We start from the raw sequence: 15,535 nt of genomic DNA on the forward strand, positions 1-15,535 counted from the left end.
TCAGGCCGCAACGGTCTTGCGCAGCGCCATCTCGGTCGCGATCGCGCGCCGGACCGCGGGGCGGGCCTGCATGCGTTCGAGATAGGCCGCGAGCGGTGGCCATTGCGCGATGTCGATCCCTGCCGGACGGAGCAGAAGCAAGGTCCAGGTGAGATGGGCATCGGCCACGGTGAAGGCGTCGCCGACGAGGAATTCGCGGCCCGCCAGATGCGCTGCCGGCACCGACAGTGTCTGCATGATCCTCGCGCGCGGCTTGGCCAGCGAGCCGTCGTCCTTGTACCAGAAGGTTGGAAACAGGAACGCCTTGTGGATCTCGGCGCCGACGAAGCTCAGCCATTCCTGCAGGCGATAACGATCGATGTCGCCGGGCCGCGGCGCAAGGCGTACCTCCGGCTTCACATCGGCGATGTATTGCAGCACCGCTGCGCTTTCCGTCAGCCGCTCGCCGTTCTCCAGCACCAGGACCGGCACCGCGCCCTTCGGTGACACACGGAGGAAATCGCCGCCGTCGTCCACGAGCCGCTTGGTCCAGATATGGGCGAGGTGATACTGCGCCTCGATTCCGGCCTCCAGCAGCGCGATGTGGCTCGAGAGCGAGCAGGCCATCGGAAAGAAATAGAGCTGCAGCATCGGGAAGGTCTCCTCAGGTCAGCACGTCGCTCTGCGCGATGATCGCGAAGCGGTCCGACAATTCGGCCAGAGCGACCTCGTGAATCATTCTCGCCGGCAGTGCGCCGCCGCGCCCATCGGGAAGATCGCGCGTGGCGCAGGCATCCGCCGCGATCGTCGTGCGCAGGCCGAGATCGAGCGCGGCGCGCGCGGTCGAAGACACGCACATATGCGTCATGAACCCCGCGAGCACGATGTTCTTGCGTCCGGTCGCGGCCAGGCGGGCCTGCAGGTCGGTGCCGGCGAAGGCATTCGGCAGCGCCTTCTCGATCACGGGCTCGGTCGCGAGCGGCGTCAGGCGTTCGACGATCGCGCCGCGCGCCGCCTCGCGGTCGAACAGGCCGCCGGCGCGACCCTTGTGCGCGACGTGGAAGATCGCAGCTCCGCTCTCCCGTGCGCGCGCGAGCAGGCGCGCAGCCGCGGCGATCGCTGCTTGCGCATCGGGCAGGGCGAGTGGGCCGGCGCAATATTCGTTCTGGATGTCGATCAGAACGAGGCATGTCTCGTTGAGCTTGGGCGGATCGAGATCGGCGCCGGCGAGTTCGAGCAGCGTCTTTGGAGTGGTCATGCCGTCAGGCTTTCGTGAATTCGGATGCTTCGACACTAGCGCAGCAGCAGCCTGCCATTGTGCAGGACTATTGCAGCTGATGGCTGCAAATTTGCAGGCAGCGGCGGCGCCTGCTAGGCTCGCCCCAATGAATTGGGACGATCTGCGCATCATCGCCGCGGTCAGGGACGAGGGCACCTATGCCGGCGCCAGCGCGCGGCTGCGCATCGACGAGACCACCGTCGGCCGCAGGCTTGCGCGCATCCAGCGAGATCTCGGCGTGAAGCTGTTCGATGCGGTGGACGGCGTGCGGCGGCCGACGCGCCAGTGCGAGGCGGTGCTCGCGCATGTCGGTGCGATGGCCGCGCATGCGGCGGCGATCGACCGCATCAAGGAGGGCCAGGCCGGCCCGGTCGGGCGGCTGCGCATCGCCTCGACCAATGCGGTCGCCGAAGAGCTGCTGGCGCCGCATGCGAGCAGCTTCCTGCGCGATCATCCGGGGCTGACGCTGCAATTCCTCACCGCGAGCGGCAACGTCAAGTTCTCGCGCTGGCAGGCCGATCTCGCCATCCGCCTGCGCAAGCCGGAGAAGGGCGATTTCACCATCTCCAAGCTCGGCGACGTCAGGCTGTACTTCTTCGAGCCGGCGGACCGCGGCGGCGGCGAGCCCGTTGCGTGCGTCTATCCGGACGAGCTCGACGCGATCCCGGAAGCGCAGTTCTTGCGTGCGAAGCGGCTGACGAACGTGCGCTGCGTCACCGACAATATCCGCATCATCCGCACCATGATCCAGTCGCATCAGGCCATCGGCGTGCTGCCCGAGCACAGCTGCTTAGCCCTGCTCGCCGACCGCAGCCTGCGCGCCACCCTGCTGCCGAAGCGCCGCGACGTCTGGCTGCTCGTGCAGAACCACCTCAAGCGCGATCCGGCGACACGCGTGACGATCGCGTGGGTGAGGGCGTGCTTCCAGGACATCTCGCGCAATTGATGTCGCATATCGCCGCAATCATCGCGCCACGCGCGCACGCTGCGACGAAAAAACTTCAGCCGCCCCCTTGCAACCCGAACGTGCCTGGTCTATTAGCGCCGTCCTTCGCTAGGCCATGGGTTCGGGCTCGCTGAGATCCCGACTGGCGCGGGCCGGTCTTGCCGGTTTCGTGTTCCGCCGAATGAAGGAGAAACGCAGGACGTAGCTCATGGAGAGCGTCGGGCTGAACACCCGAAGGCATCGGTTCGATTCCGGTCTCTTGCACAAAGGATAGCTCAGTTTGGTAGAGCAGATGATTGTGACTCATCCTGTCGCGGGTTCGAATCCCGCTCCAGCGCTCCGTTTCAGCTGAAACGCTGATACCTCTGACGAGGACCGGACGCGCGCTTCAGTCGCGGTCCGGCCGTTTTGCCGCAAGGCTTTCCGTCCGAACCTAGACACTGTGAGACCGGCTTTGCGCCGCGGGTAGATACCGCTTGCGCTGATGCCGGGTGGCTCCGCACGGCCGCGCGACACGTCTCGCGCGATCGCGCGCGTGCGCCCGTCGTCATGCAAGCTCAAGCCCCGGCCCGCCGATTTCGCGGGAAGCGTCGTCCGCGTCCTCACGTCCTTTGCAGGTGTAACCCGCTATCCGGCCGCGCTCGGCCGGAGGCAACTGAAGGAGGCGTGCCATGACTTTGAACAAGACTTGGCATTTGCTGATGCTGAACGTGACGGTGAAGGATGGCGAGCGTGCGTTGCTGACGCGCAACGGGCAGCTCGTGCGCGTGCTCGCGCCCGGCAAGCATCGCCTGTTCGATCCCCTGCACGAGCTGAAGGCTGAGGTGCTCGACGTGGTCCGCAGCGAATTTCCTGCGGAGCGCTACGCAGTGCTGAAGGCCGCGCGGCCTGATCTTGCCGCCGAGCTGTTCGAGGCGGTCGAGACCAAGGCGGACGAGATCGCCATCGTCAGCCTCGACGGCCGGCCCGTGCATCTGATGACGCCTTGGCAGGTGCGCGTCTACTGGAAGGTCGCAACGCGCATCGATGTCGAGCGCATCGATGTGTCCAGCGACGTCAGGGTCGACGCGCGGCACCTCACCATGATCGAGCGTAGCCGCTCGACCGTCATGAGCGAGACTGTGGTCGAGAACCACGAAGCGGGCCTGCTCTATGTCGAGGGCCGGCTCGTGGAGCGGCTCGCGCCCGGCCGGCACGCCTTCTGGACCGTCGGCCGCAAGATCGAGGTGAAGCGCCTCGACCTGCGGCCCCAGGCGGTCGAGATCACCGCGCAGGAGATGCTGACCAAGGATCGCATCGCGCTGCGGGTGACGCTGACGGCGTTCCGCCGCATCGTCGATCCCGAGCGCACGGTGGCGACCGTGCCCGACGTGGATGCGTGGCTGTACCGCCTGGTGCAGTTCGCGATCCGCGAGGCGGTGGCGGGCCGGACGCTGGACGAGGTGCTGTCTGCGAAGGCGGCGCTGGATGCGGAGCTGCGCGACTATGTGCGTGCACGCGTCGCGGTATCAGGCGTGGAGGTGACCGAGCTCGGCGTCAAGGACGTGATCCTGCCCGGCGAGATCCGGGAGCTGGTGAACAAGGTGGTGGAGGCGGAGCGAGTCGCGAAGGCGAACCTGATCCGCCGGCAGGAGGAGACCGCGGCGACGCGTTCGCTCCTGAACACTGCCCGCCTGATGGAGGAGAACCCCCTGCTGCTTCGGCTCAAGGAGCTGGAGTCGCTGGAGCGGCTGGTCGAGAAGGTCGGCCGCATCGACCTCCATGCCGGTGAAGGCCAGGGCCTCGATGCCCTCCTGACCCGGCTCGTGCGTCTGAAGGCGCCCGAGAGCGCATGAACCGAAGGGCCGCCCACGGGCGGCCCTTCACATTGGCGTTGCCGCCGTCTGCGATGAACGCGATCGGCGCGCGGCGCGACCAATTTGAGCTCGTCGGGGATTGAGCGCGCTCGCAGGTTGCGTCATCTTGGGACCGCAACGTCTTGATCAGGGAAGGCCCATGACCGTTCTTCAGGAATCGATCCGCCCCGCGGCACGATCCAGCGACTGGAAGGCGATCGTCGTCCTCATCCTCATGATCCCGGTGCTGTGGTCGCCGGTGATCCTGTTTCGCTTCGTCCTGTATCAGCCGTTCAACATTCCGTCCGGTTCGATGACACCGGCGCTGATGGTCGGCGACTACGTCTTCGCCGCGAAATATCCCTACGGGTATGGCCGCTATTCCCTCCCATTCGCGTCGTCCTGGATCTCGGGCCGCATCCTCGCCGCCGATCCCGAATACGGGGATATCGTGGTATTCCGGACGGCGAAGGACAGTTCTGCCCACTACGTCAAACGCGTCGTCGGCCTGCCCGGAGACCGCATCCAGATGCGGCAGGGCCGGCTCATCCTCAACGGCCGCCCGGTGACCCGCGTCGCCCTGGAGGCGACATTTGCCGGCGACGCCTGCGGTGTCGACGACCGCGCCGCCGTCAAGCGCTGGCGCGAGACGCTGCCGAGCGGCGCGTCCTATGTGACCTACGACTGCCTCGACAACGGCTATCTCGACAACACAGACCTCTTCACGGTGCCGCCGGGCCACATCTTCGTGCTCGGCGACAACCGCGACAATTCCACCGACAGCCGCATGTCGACATTCGGCTTCGTCCCGATGGACAATCTCATCGGCAAGGTGACGCGGATCTTTTGGTCGCTCGACGAAGACGGCGAGCCGCGCTTCGAGCGGATCGGGAAGGTGGAGTGAGGCTTGCTCCGTCATTCCGGGGCGGCGCGCTGCGCCGAGCCCGGAATCCATAATCACAGGCGGACGGGAATGGCCTACTATGTCTACATCCTTGCGAGCAAGAAACACGGCACGCTCTACATCGGCGTGACCAACGACCTGGTGCGCCGCGTGTATCAGCACAGAACGAAGACCGTCCCCGGCTTCACGAGCAAGTACGGCGTCGACAAGCTCGTCTTGTTCGAAATCTACGACGATGCCGTGAGCGCCATCGCCCGCGAGAAGGAGCTCAAGAAATGGCGACGTGACTGGAAGACGCGTCTCATCGAGGAGCAGAACCCAAATTGGGATGATCTCTATCCGGGGCTGACCAAATAAGGTTCATCCTGCACTCCTTGTCATTCCGGGGCGCGCCCCCTTGGGCGCGAGCCCGGAATCCATAATCACAGCCAGATGGAGTGGGCCCGCTATGCCCGTCGCGCGTGAGTTTCGTGGTTATGGATTCCGGGCTCGCGCCCAAGAGGGGCGCGCCCCGGAATGACGTGCTCCCCAAAAAAACAAAAACCCCGGCATCGCTGCCGGGGTTTCGCATTCGTATCGTGCCTGAGAGGCTGGATCAGAAGTCCATGCCGCCCATGCCGCCGCCCGGAGGCATCGCGGGGCCGGCGCCGCCCTTCTTGGGCAGCTCGGCGACCATGGCTTCCGTGGTGATCAGGAGCGCAGCCACGGAGGCAGCGTTCTGAATCGCGGTGCGGACCACCTTGGTCGGGTCGATGATGCCCTTCTTGACGAGGTCGGCATATTCGCCGGTCTGGGAGTCGAAGCCGTAATTGTAGGCCTTGTTCTCCAGGATCTTGCCGACGATCACCGAGCCGTCTTCACCGGCGTTGATCGCGATCTGGCGAGCGGGGGCCGACAGCGCCTTGCGCACGATCTCGACGCCGGTCTTCTGGTCGTCGTTCTTGGTGCGCAGACCCTTGAGCTGCTCGGAGGCACGGAGCAGGGCGACGCCGCCGCCCGGGACGATGCCTTCTTCCACGGCCGCGCGGGTCGCATGCATCGCGTCATCAACGCGATCCTTGCGCTCCTTCACCTCGACCTCGGTCGCGCCGCCGACGCGGATCACCGCGACGCCGCCCGCGAGCTTGGCGAGACGCTCCTGGAGCTTCTCACGGTCGTAGTCCGAGGTGGTCTCCTCGATCTGCGCCTTGATCTGCGCCACGCGCGCCTCGATGTCGGCCTTCTTGCCGGCGCCGTTGACGATCGTGGTGTTCTCCTTGTCGATCATCACCTTCTTGGCGCGACCGAGCATGTTGAGCGTGACGTTCTCGAGCTTGATGCCGAGGTCTTCCGAGATCGCCTGGCCGCCGGTCAGGATCGCGATGTCCTGCAGCATGGCCTTGCGGCGATCGCCGAAGCCCGGAGCCTTGACGGCCGCGACCTTGAGGCCGCCGCGCAGGCGGTTCACGACGAGGGTCGCAAGCGCTTCGCCTTCGACGTCCTCGGCGACGATGACCAGCGGCTTGCCGGTCTGCACCACGGCCTCGAGCAGCGGCAGCAGCTCGTTCAGCGAGGAGAGCTTCTTCTCGTTGATGAGGATGTAGGCATCGTCCATCTCAACGCGCATCTTGTCGGCGTTGGTGACGAAGTAGGGCGAGATGTAGCCGCGGTCGAACTGCATGCCCTCGACCACGTCGAGCTCGGTCTCGAGCGACTTGGCTTCCTCGACGGTGATGACGCCCTCGTTGCCGACCTTCTTCATGGCGTCGGCGAGGAACTTGCCGATTTCGGCATCGCCGTTGGCCGAGATGGTGCCGACCTGGGCGATCTCGTCGTTCGAGGTGACCTTCTTCGAGTTCTTCTCGAGGTCGGCCACGACGGCTTCGACTGCGAGGTCGATACCGCGCTTGAGGTCCATCGGGTTCATGCCGGCGGCAACGGACTTCGCGCCTTCCTTCACGATCGCCTGGGCCAGCACGGTGGCGGTGGTGGTGCCGTCGCCGGCCGCGTCAGCGGACTTGGAAGCGACTTCGCGCACCATCTGGGCGCCCATGTTCTCGAACTTGTCGTCGAGCTCGATCTCCTTGGCGACGGTGACGCCGTCCTTGGTAATGCGGGGAGCGCCGAACGACTTGTCGAGCACGACGTTGCGGCCCTTCGGACCGAGCGTGACCTTCACCGCGTTGGCGAGAACGTCGACGCCGCGCAGCATCTTGTCGCGCGCTTCAACCGAGAATTTGACTTCTTTGGCTGCCATCTGGAGTTTTCCTTAGGTGAGTTTGACTGGAGGGGAGGAGAGGGGCTCTTAAGCCGCCTTCTTCTTGGACTCGCTGACTTCGAGAACGCCCATCACGTCGCTCTCCTTCATGATCAGCAGGTCCTGGCCGTCGATCTTGACCTCGGTGCCGGACCACTTGCCGAAAAGCACGCGGTCGCCGACCTTCAGGTCGATCGGGATCAGCTTGCCAGCTTCGTCGCGGCCACCGGGGCCAACGGCGACGACTTCGCCCTGGGAGGGCTTTTCCTTGGCAGTGTCGGGAATGATGATGCCGCCAGCGGTCTTCTCTTCGGCGTCGATGCGCTTGACCACGACGCGGTCGTGAAGCGGACGGAATTTCATGCAGTCCTCCTAAGCAATTGCTCGGGTTGAGGTTTTGAGATTGTTAGCAATCGTTGCCCGTGAGTGCTAGCACGAGCGAGCCTGAAATAGGACAGGAATTTTGCGGGAGCAAGGGTTTGTAGCAGAAAAAATAGCAGCCGAAAGCGCGGACTGCCAGAAACTCCTCGCCATCGTTAACCCGGCAGCCGTGACCGTATTAGCACGGAGTCGTCTCTGCTGCTAAAGCATTGAATTTCAACAGCTTGTTAAACTTTTGGGCTTGAGATGAGTTGTCAGTTTGCGTCACATTTCTCTCATGTGAGCGCATCGTTTCCGGGTGGCTCCCCGGGGCACGGACCAAGCCACTCGCCGAATGCGCTCCTGCAAAGGAGGTTTGGCATGGGACTGCGCGTTGGGGGCGTTTCCGAGGAATTCCGGAAACAGATGCTGGGCTACGGGCTGACGACGGCACAAATTCTCTATCGGATGCCGGATCATCCCTCGCTGCTCCAGACCTATGTCTGGCAGAACTACGACATGTTTCCGAAATTCCCCGCGCTGACCGATTTCCTGGCGTTCTGGCAGGAGAAGCTCGACGGTCCCCTCCATTCGGTGACGGTGGCCCATTCCAAGCTGATCAAGCCGGCCGAGCTCCGCGCCGTCGACGGCGTGTTCCGCCTGCATTGAGGCCGCGTAGGGTGGATTAGCCTGCGGCGGCGCGACGCGCTGCCGCTGGCGTAATCCACCTCGTTTCTCTCCGCGTGCCGAAACAGAAACGGTGGATTACGCCTTCGGCTAATCCACCCTACGAGATCACGCAATCAGACGCCGCCGCTGCAATAACGCGTCCACATCGCGCGATAGGCCGCGTCCACCGCGCGTGCATATGAGACGGGGTTGCCCGCGGCCGCGGCGTTGATCGTTGCGGGCAATTCGCGGCGCAATTTGTCGAGCTCGCCGATCTCGGCCGCGCGGCTGGCCGCGATCTCGACATAGGCCTCCTCGCTGTCGGCGACCCAGTCCGGCAGGCCAAGTGCGGTGAGGATGGCGCCGGCAGCGCGGCCGGGCAGGCTGTTGCCGAGCTTCGCCACCACGGGCACGCCCATCTGCAGGGCTTCCCATGTGCTGACGCCGCCGTTCTGCGGAAATGGATCGAGGGCAATATCGATACGATCGAACGATGCCAGATGCGCGTCCCGCAAGGTGGCCCCGATCAGATCGACGCGTTCGGCCGGCAATCGGCAGGCCGCAAATCGCGCCAGCAGCTTGTCGCGGACGAGTTGATCGTCGAGCGCAACATCCTTGATCAGGAGGCGCGAGCCCGGCACCCGTTCGAGGATACTGGACCAGACTGCCGCGGCCTCGTCCGAGATCTTGCTGATGCGGTTGAAGACACCGAAGGTGACGAAGCCGTTCGAGAGTGCCGGCGCCTTGCCCTGCGCAATCCCGGCCGGCAGCGGCGCCAGCGTCACGAAGCACGGCAGGTCGACCACCGTCTCTGCAAACAGATGCCGAACGTCGTGCGGAATCCCGACCGGATCCGAGAACAGATAGTCGATTGTCGGCAACCCGGTGCCGGTGCCATGGCCCCAGCCGTGCGCCTGGATCGGTGCCGGCTTGCGCGCAAATACGCCGAGGCGGTTTCCTTTTGTATGGCCGGACAGATCGATCAGGATATCGATGCGATCGTCGCGAATCTGGGCGGCGAGGCGATCGTCGCTCCATTGCGAGGCGTCACGCCAGCGATCGGCGATGCCTTGAAATTCGCGTGTCGTCGCATCGACTTTCGCCGAGCACGAATAGCAAACGATTTCGAACCGGGCGCGGTCGTGGTGTTGCAGGACAGGCTTGAAGATGAGCGCAGCCGAATGCGCGTTGAAGTCCGACGAGACGTAGCCGAGCACCAGGCGACGATCCGGATCGCGGCTGTTGTCATGGGGGGCGGCCGCTTCTGAAGCGATTTTCGCGCCGATCCGCTCCCACCATACGCGTCGCGCCTGCTGATGCTGCTCGACGCTGGCGTCCGGCACGAAATCGAGCGCGAAGATCTTGCTGGAGATCGCGCTCTCGAGATCGGGCCGGATGTCGAGGGCTCTGTCGAAACTGGCGAGGGCTTCGTCGACCCGGCCGAGTGCGGCAAGACAAAGGCCCAGCACCAGGTGAGCCTGATCGGAATCGGGCGCGATCGCGAGCGCCTTTTCGCAATCGGATAGTGCCTCGGCCATCTGCCGGGTCTGGAGCAAGACATTGGCGCGCCAAAGCCATCCGTTCACGTCGTCAGGGGCGAGGGCGATTGCCCGGTTGCAATCCGCCATGGCCTCGTCGAATCGCTGCAGCTCCCGGAGTGCCACGGCGCGGTTCGCCAGCGCCGCCGCATAGTCGGGCTTGATCGCGAGCGCGCGGTTCAGGCTTGCAAGAGCCTTGTCGTAGTTGCGCAGACGGCAGAGCGTGGAGCCGCGGCCGTTGTGGGCTTCGGCGAGGTTTGCGTCGACGGCGAGCGCCCGATCGTAGCTGTCGAGCGCTTCCTGGTAGCGATCCAGGGCCGCGCTCGCGTTCCCGAGATTGGAGAGAGCGAGGGCGTAGTTGGGCCGCAAGGCGAGCGCCTTGCGATAGCTCTCGCGGGCATCATTGTGACGTTTCAGCCCGTTCAGCGCGACGCCCAGGCTCATATGGGCTTCGGCCGATCGCGGATCGACGACAACCGCCCGGCTCAGCAGGCTCTCGGCCTGCTGATAATTCCCAGCATCGGACTCCAACGCGCCGAGCATATGCAGCGCGATGAATTGATTGGGCGCGATCTGCAGGAGCTGGCGATAGGCAGCCTTGGCCCCGGGCAAGCGTCCCTTCTTGTGCAACTCGAGCGCTTGCCCGAGCAAGGGCAGCACGTCGGCCTTTTGCCGCTTCTGAAGCCGGGCATTTTGAAATGCACGCTGACCGACATTGCTGCCCATGAATCAATTCCCCCGGATGTCCCGGGCGAGACTAGTTCAGCGCGAGAACGAAGACGAGACGACCCCAGCCCGACGCGCCAGCTTGGGGCAAGCTACGATCCGATACGGTGATCGCGTGATTGGCCTCAGCCTCTTACCCTCCAGGGGAGGGTCCTGGAGGGGGAGGGTGACAGCGCGGATGCGGCACTACTCAACACGACCAGCTCTGCGATTGCTGCCTCGCCCACGACTGGATAAGCTGACCTTCAAGCCATACCGCGCGACGGCGGCTCAGAAACAGGGAGGCAGACAATGGCCAAGCAAAAGGCATCGAGGCCCGCATTGAAGACCGCGGTGAAGAAGCGGAGTGGCGCCAAGGCGGCGGCGCGATCCTCGGCACGCAAGGCCGTGAAGGCGAAGGCGCGCACTGCCGCTGCGAAAAAGCCCGCACGTCCGAAGCAGCGCATCGCCGTCAGCCATCACCGCGAGGAAGACTTCAAGGCCGACGGCCTGCGCGCCTACGCGAAGTATCGCGATCTCGGCATCGGCGAGGCGACCCATGGCCTCGCGCAGGCGCATGTGATCCGCCTGCAAGGTCTCTGCAACCCGGCCGAGGTGTCCAAGCTCCACTATCACGACGTCGAATTCCAGATGGTCTACGTGCTCAAGGGCTGGGTGAAGACCTATATGGACGGGCAGGGCGAGACCTTGATGCAGCAAGGCAGCGCCTGGACCCAGCCGCCGAAGATCAGGCACATGATCCTGGACTATTCGGACGACGTGGAGCTGCTGGAGGTGATCCTCCCCGCTGAGTTCAAGACGGTGGAGCTGAAGGCGTAAGCGCAACTCTCGATCGCTAAAATGCGGTCGATCCGAGAAACCGGGTGGTCAGCAATCGGGATGATTTCGGCCGCCCCGCAAGCCTGGTGCTAACCAGTCGAAAATACCTCTCGCGTCAGCTCAAGGCTGTGTCAACGCGGGAAATGCTTTCATGGCGACCAACACTTTTGGCCGACGCGGCACCGTAGCGCCAGCTCCAAGAGCATCGTTTCAAGCCGCCGCCGCGCCGATCGCCATAGAGAAGCCCTCTTCCAGCGAGGAGACGCTTTTTGCCGACAACAAGCTTCTGGCCGACATCCCCTTCCTCACCATCGGCCTGATCTTCGGTCTGCTCCTGATCTTCGTTCTGCAGCGTAGTCTCGCCATCGACATCGCGCGGGACGGCGATCTCGATGTCCGCTCGCTGATCGCTCAGGGGGCGTCCGGCTACGATCTCGTCGTCGGGAGGGGAGAGTGGTGGCGAATCGGCCTTGCGCCGCTTCTGCATGGCAGCGGGTGGCACCTCGTGAGCAACTGCGTGGCGCTGTTCATCGTCGGCGTCAGGCTGGAGTCGCTGATCGGCCGCGGCTGGTTTGCTTTGATCTTCGTTGCCAGTGCATTGGCCGGAGAGGCCGGCTCGCTGCTGGGCAACGGTCCCGGCACGGTCGGCGTCGGTGCGTCCGGCGCCATCACCGGGCTGATCGCCGCGCTGTTCGTGGCGAGCTTCGATCCCGAAGCGGACGCCGATCAGACCATATCGAGGCTGAAGACGTCGCTGTTCTTCGGTGTTCCCGCACTGCTGCCAATGGCCTTTGGCGCTTCCGGCAACGTCAACTATTACGCCCACGCAGGCGGTGCGGTGGCCGGCGCCGCGCTCGCCGTCACGCCGTGGCTCGCCTTCCGGTCCTATGACAGCCTGCCGCGGAGCGCGAGCATGACCTTGCTGGCAGGATCCATCGGATCTCTCATCTGCGCCGGCTTCGCCGCCGCGCATTATTCGGCCTACATGGCCGATGCCGCGCACTATATCCGCGCCTCGGAAGTGCCGATGAAGGGCGACGAGATGGCCAGCCGGTCGCTCGATCTCGTTAGCCGCTACCCGAAAGACGCGCGGGCTCACGTCTACCGTGCTGTCTTCTTCCTGGAACAAGCGGATATCAATGCCGCCGAGAGGGAAGCGCAAACCGCCATGTCGCTCGCAGCTTCGGACGTGGCGGGTGGGCCGGTGCGCTCCGGGGCGCAGGGCTTGATGGCGGTGTTGCTGTGGGTGCAGGGGCGAACCAGCGAGGCGAAGGCCATGGCGGCCGAGCCATGCCGTGCCAAGATGCCCGAGGTGCGTCGCATCCTGCAGAAGTCGAAATTGTGCGGTTGATGCAAAGATTCTCGCCGCCGTCATTGCGAGGAGCTCTTGCGACGAAGCAATCCAGACTGTCTCCGCGGACGCATGTCTGGATTGCTTCGCTTCGCTCGCAATGACGCGTGGAAAGAGAGCCTACGCCAGCACCCCCACCACCGCTCCCATCAGACACGTCGTCAGCGTCCCCGACACGATCGACTTCAGACCCAGCGCGTTGATCTCCTCGCGCCGCTCCGGTGCCATCACCCCTAAGCCGCCGATCATGATGCCGAGGCTGGCGAAATTGGCGAAGCCGCACATCGCATAGAGCATGATCAGGCGCGAGCGCGGATCGAGCGTGTCGGGCGGCAGCTTCGAGAAGTCGACATAGGCGATCAATTCGTTCAGCACGGTCTTGGTGCCCATCAGGCTGCCGGCGGTGATCGCTTGATCCCACGGCAGCCCCATCAGCCAGCACACCGGCGCCATGACGAGGCCGAGCAGCCGCTGCAGCGAGATCGCGGCGCCGCCGACGTGCGGGAGCAGGCCGAGGATTGCGTTGACGAGATAGACCAGCGCCACCAGCACCAGCAGCATCGCGACGATGTTGATCAGCAGCTCGATGCCCGCGCTGGTGCCTTTCACGATCGCGTCCATCGTGCTGGCGACCTCCATTTGCGGATCCTCCAGCGCGCCGCCGGTGCGCTTGTCGGAGGTTTCAGGGACCATGATCAGGCTGACCAGGATCGCCGCCGGCGCGCCGAGCACCGAGGCGATGACGAAATGCGCGGCGGCGTCGGGAATGAGCGGCGCCAGCAGCGTCGCATAGAGCACCAGCACGGTGCCGGCGATGCCGGCCATGCCGCCGGTCATGACCAGGAACAACTCGCTGCGCGTCATCTGTGCCAGATACGGCCGCACGAACAGCGGCGCCTCGACCATGCCGAGGAAGATGTTGGCAGCGGTCGAGAGCCCGACGGCGCCACCGACGCCCAGCGTGCGCTCCAAGAGCCAGGCCATGCCGCGGACGATCGGTGGCAGCACGCGCCAATAGAACAGCAGCGTCGTGAGCACGCTCATGACCAGCACGATCGGCAGTGCCTGGAACGCCAGGATGAAGTCCGCGCCTGGCGCCTTCAGGTCGAAGGGCAGGGGTCCGCCGCCGATATAGCCGAACACGAAGGCGGAGCCGGCCCGCGAGGCCGCCGAGATCGCGCCGACCGCCTCGTTGATGGCGCCGAAGGCATGAGCGACGACCGGCAGCTTCAGCAGCACGAGGGCGGTGATGAAGGTCGCGGCGAGGCCGATCGCCGCCTGGCGCAGCGACACCGCGCGCCGATTCTCCGCCAGCGCGAAGGCGATCAGCAGCAATGCGAAAATGCCGAGTGCAGATTGCAGGCGCAGCATGATGTCCCAAACCCTCGATGATTATGGCCGTGCCTGCGCTGCAAAGGCAATGCCGGGAGCAGCCGGGAACGACCAGTGTTGACAAGCGGGGCCACCTCGGCCACGCGGGAGGCCTTCGATATCGAGGGAAAGAGCGGTCCGAGCGTGACCGAAGAGGCGATGCCAGAGCAGCCAATATCAGGACATCGACAGGTCACCGCCGGTGAGCTCCTCCGCCATCCCGCTTTCCTGTTCTTCCTGCTCTCGCGCAGCCTGTCGCGCTTCTCCAGCCAGATCGCGGCCGTCGCGATCGGCTGGCAGATCTACGATCTCACCGGCTCGGCGTTCGACCTCGGGATGGTTGGTCTCGTCCAGTTCCTGCCCACCGCGCTTCTGGTGTTCGTCGCCGGCCACGCCGCCGATCGCTACGAGCGCAAGCGCGTCGTCCAGCTCTGCCAGCTGGTGGAGGCCGCGACCGCGCTCTATCTCGGGGCCATCACCTATCTCGGCGCGGTCAGCGAAGTGCAGATCTTCATCGCGACTTTCCTGCTCGGAATCGCCGGCGCGTTCGAGAGCCCGACCACGGCGGCGCTGCTGCCGCTGATCGCGCCGCAGGGCTCGCTCCAGCGCGCCACTGCCGTCTCCAGTGGGGCGGCGCAGGTCGCGACCATCACGGGACCTGCGCTCGGCGGCATCGCCTATGCGGTCGCCCCGCACCTTGCCTATGCCGTGATGGTCCTGTTCTGGGTCTTGGGGATGATCTTGACCGGCTTCATCCGGCCGCGCCCGCAGGCGATCGCGAGGGAGGGGATGGACTCGGACAACATCTTCGCCGGCGTCCGCTTCATTCGCAGCAACCCGGCGATCCTCGGCACCATCTCGCTCGATCTGTTCGCCGTGCTGTTCGGCGGCGTCACGGCGCTGCTGCCGATCTATGCCCGCGACATCCTCCAGACCGGCCCGGTCGGGTTAGGCGTGCTGCGCGCCGCGCCTGCGGTCGGTGCCTTGCTGATGACCATGGTGCTGGCGCGCCACGCGATCTCCCGGCATGTGGGCCTTCGCATGTTCCAGGCCGTGATCGTGTTCGGCCTCGCCACCATCGTGTTCGCGCTGTCGTCCTGGATGTGGCTTTCAGTGCTGTCGCTTGCAATCCTCGGTGCGGCCGACACGATCAGCCTCGTGATCCGCTTCTCGCTGGTGCAGCTGTCGACACCCGACGAGATGCGCGGCCGCGTCGGCGCGGTGAACTTCCTGTTCATCAACGCCTCGAACCAGCTCGGCCAGTTCGAGAGTGGAGTGGCAGCCGCGCTGCTCGGCGCCATGCCCGCCGCTGTGCTCGGCGGCGTCGCCACCGTCGCAGTGGCGCTGCTCTGGATGAAGCTGTTTCCAGCCCTGCGCAAGGTGGAGAGCCTGGAGTAGGCGCTCCGCTCTCTCAACGTCATTGCGAGGAGCCCGCGACAAAATTGCGTAGCAATTTTGCGCTGATGCGGCGAAGCAATCCAGAATCTCACCGCGGCGGCAGCCTGGATTGCTTCGCTGCGCT

14 protein-coding genes and 2 tRNA genes are annotated in these 15,535 nt (G+C 64.9%); 10 read left to right on the forward strand and 6 right to left on the reverse strand.

The annotated features are described in order from the left end of the window. A complete protein-coding gene (locus tag I6F33_RS12175; protein WP_225142643.1) occupies window positions 1-630 on the reverse strand; it encodes a glutathione binding-like protein in 630 nt (209 codons plus the stop codon). Window positions 631-643: 13 nt separating this feature from the next. Next, on the reverse strand, window positions 644-1,237 hold the full coding sequence (locus I6F33_RS12180) for a cysteine hydrolase family protein (RefSeq protein WP_225132688.1): 594 nt from the start codon (window positions 1,235-1,237) through the stop codon (window positions 644-646). A 127-nt stretch (window positions 1,238-1,364) separates the two neighbouring features. Here I6F33_RS12180 and I6F33_RS12185 point away from each other — a divergent pair, with 127 nt between their 5' ends. The 6 genes from I6F33_RS12185 to I6F33_RS12210 all read left to right on the forward strand — a co-directional run bounded on the left by I6F33_RS12185 (window position 1,365) and on the right by I6F33_RS12210 (window position 5,300). Beyond that, the gene (locus I6F33_RS12185; protein WP_225139950.1) at window positions 1,365-2,204 is read left to right on the forward strand and encodes a LysR family transcriptional regulator; all 840 of its coding nucleotides are present in this window, start codon (window positions 1,365-1,367) and stop codon (window positions 2,202-2,204) included. A gap of 194 nt (window positions 2,205-2,398) precedes the next feature. Beyond that, a tRNA-Phe gene (locus I6F33_RS12190) sits at window positions 2,399-2,468 on the forward strand. Between the two features lie 4 nt (window positions 2,469-2,472). After that, window positions 2,473-2,538 (forward strand) — tRNA-His (locus tag I6F33_RS12195). Window positions 2,539-2,875: 337 nt separating this feature from the next. Beyond that, entirely contained in the window at window positions 2,876-4,039 is a 1,164-nt protein-coding gene (locus I6F33_RS12200; protein WP_225114397.1) for a slipin family protein, read from the forward strand. 160 nt (window positions 4,040-4,199) lie between these two features. Beyond that, a complete protein-coding gene (gene lepB / locus I6F33_RS12205; protein WP_225142645.1) occupies window positions 4,200-4,943 on the forward strand; it encodes a signal peptidase I in 744 nt (247 codons plus the stop codon). A 69-nt stretch (window positions 4,944-5,012) separates the two neighbouring features. Beyond that, the gene (locus tag I6F33_RS12210) at window positions 5,013-5,300 is read left to right on the forward strand and encodes a GIY-YIG nuclease family protein (protein WP_036012793.1); all 288 of its coding nucleotides are present in this window, start codon (window positions 5,013-5,015) and stop codon (window positions 5,298-5,300) included. Between the two features lie 238 nt (window positions 5,301-5,538). On the opposite strand, the gene groL is transcribed toward I6F33_RS12210, so the two are convergent. Beyond that, window positions 5,539-7,179, reverse strand: a complete 1,641-nt coding sequence (gene groL / locus I6F33_RS12215) for a chaperonin GroEL (RefSeq protein ID WP_057029537.1) — start codon at window positions 7,177-7,179, stop codon at window positions 5,539-5,541. 48 nt (window positions 7,180-7,227) lie between these two features. Then, on the reverse strand, window positions 7,228-7,542 hold the full coding sequence (locus tag I6F33_RS12220; protein ID WP_025037205.1) for a co-chaperone GroES: 315 nt from the start codon (window positions 7,540-7,542) through the stop codon (window positions 7,228-7,230). Window positions 7,543-7,920: 378 nt separating this feature from the next. Between I6F33_RS12220 and I6F33_RS12225 the strand changes: the two genes are divergently transcribed. Beyond that, complete coding sequence (locus I6F33_RS12225; protein WP_036015394.1) at window positions 7,921-8,208, forward strand: usg protein; 288 nt, start codon at window positions 7,921-7,923, stop codon at window positions 8,206-8,208. 134 nt (window positions 8,209-8,342) lie between these two features. Here I6F33_RS12225 and I6F33_RS12230 read toward each other — a convergent pair whose 3' ends face one another. Next, complete coding sequence (locus tag I6F33_RS12230) at window positions 8,343-10,472, reverse strand: tetratricopeptide repeat protein (protein ID WP_225142647.1); 2,130 nt, start codon at window positions 10,470-10,472, stop codon at window positions 8,343-8,345. Between the two features lie 291 nt (window positions 10,473-10,763). Here I6F33_RS12230 and I6F33_RS12235 point away from each other — a divergent pair, with 291 nt between their 5' ends. Both I6F33_RS12235 and I6F33_RS12240 read left to right on the forward strand, forming a co-directional pair. Then, the gene (locus I6F33_RS12235) at window positions 10,764-11,291 is read left to right on the forward strand and encodes a cupin domain-containing protein (RefSeq protein WP_225142649.1); all 528 of its coding nucleotides are present in this window, start codon (window positions 10,764-10,766) and stop codon (window positions 11,289-11,291) included. 151 nt (window positions 11,292-11,442) lie between these two features. Next, window positions 11,443-12,642, forward strand: coding sequence for a rhomboid family intramembrane serine protease (locus I6F33_RS12240; protein ID WP_225142650.1), 1,200 nt, complete (start codon window positions 11,443-11,445; stop codon window positions 12,640-12,642). A gap of 120 nt (window positions 12,643-12,762) precedes the next feature. On the opposite strand, the gene I6F33_RS12245 is transcribed toward I6F33_RS12240, so the two are convergent. Further along, window positions 12,763-14,013 (reverse strand): NupC/NupG family nucleoside CNT transporter, encoded by a 1,251-nt coding sequence (locus I6F33_RS12245; protein WP_225142652.1) that lies wholly within the window; start codon window positions 14,011-14,013, stop codon window positions 12,763-12,765. Between the two features lie 159 nt (window positions 14,014-14,172). On the opposite strand from I6F33_RS12245, the gene I6F33_RS12250 reads away from it, so the two are divergent. Beyond that, window positions 14,173-15,411 carry an MFS transporter gene (locus I6F33_RS12250; RefSeq protein ID WP_225142886.1) on the forward strand — a complete coding sequence of 413 codons (1,239 nt, stop codon included), beginning with the start codon at window positions 14,173-14,175 and terminating at the stop codon, window positions 15,409-15,411. Window positions 15,412-15,535: the final 124 nt, after the last annotated feature.

The organism is Bradyrhizobium sp. BRP20 (assembly GCF_020194215.1).
In the GTDB taxonomy this organism is placed as follows: domain Bacteria; phylum Pseudomonadota; class Alphaproteobacteria; order Rhizobiales; family Xanthobacteraceae; genus Bradyrhizobium; species Bradyrhizobium yuanmingense.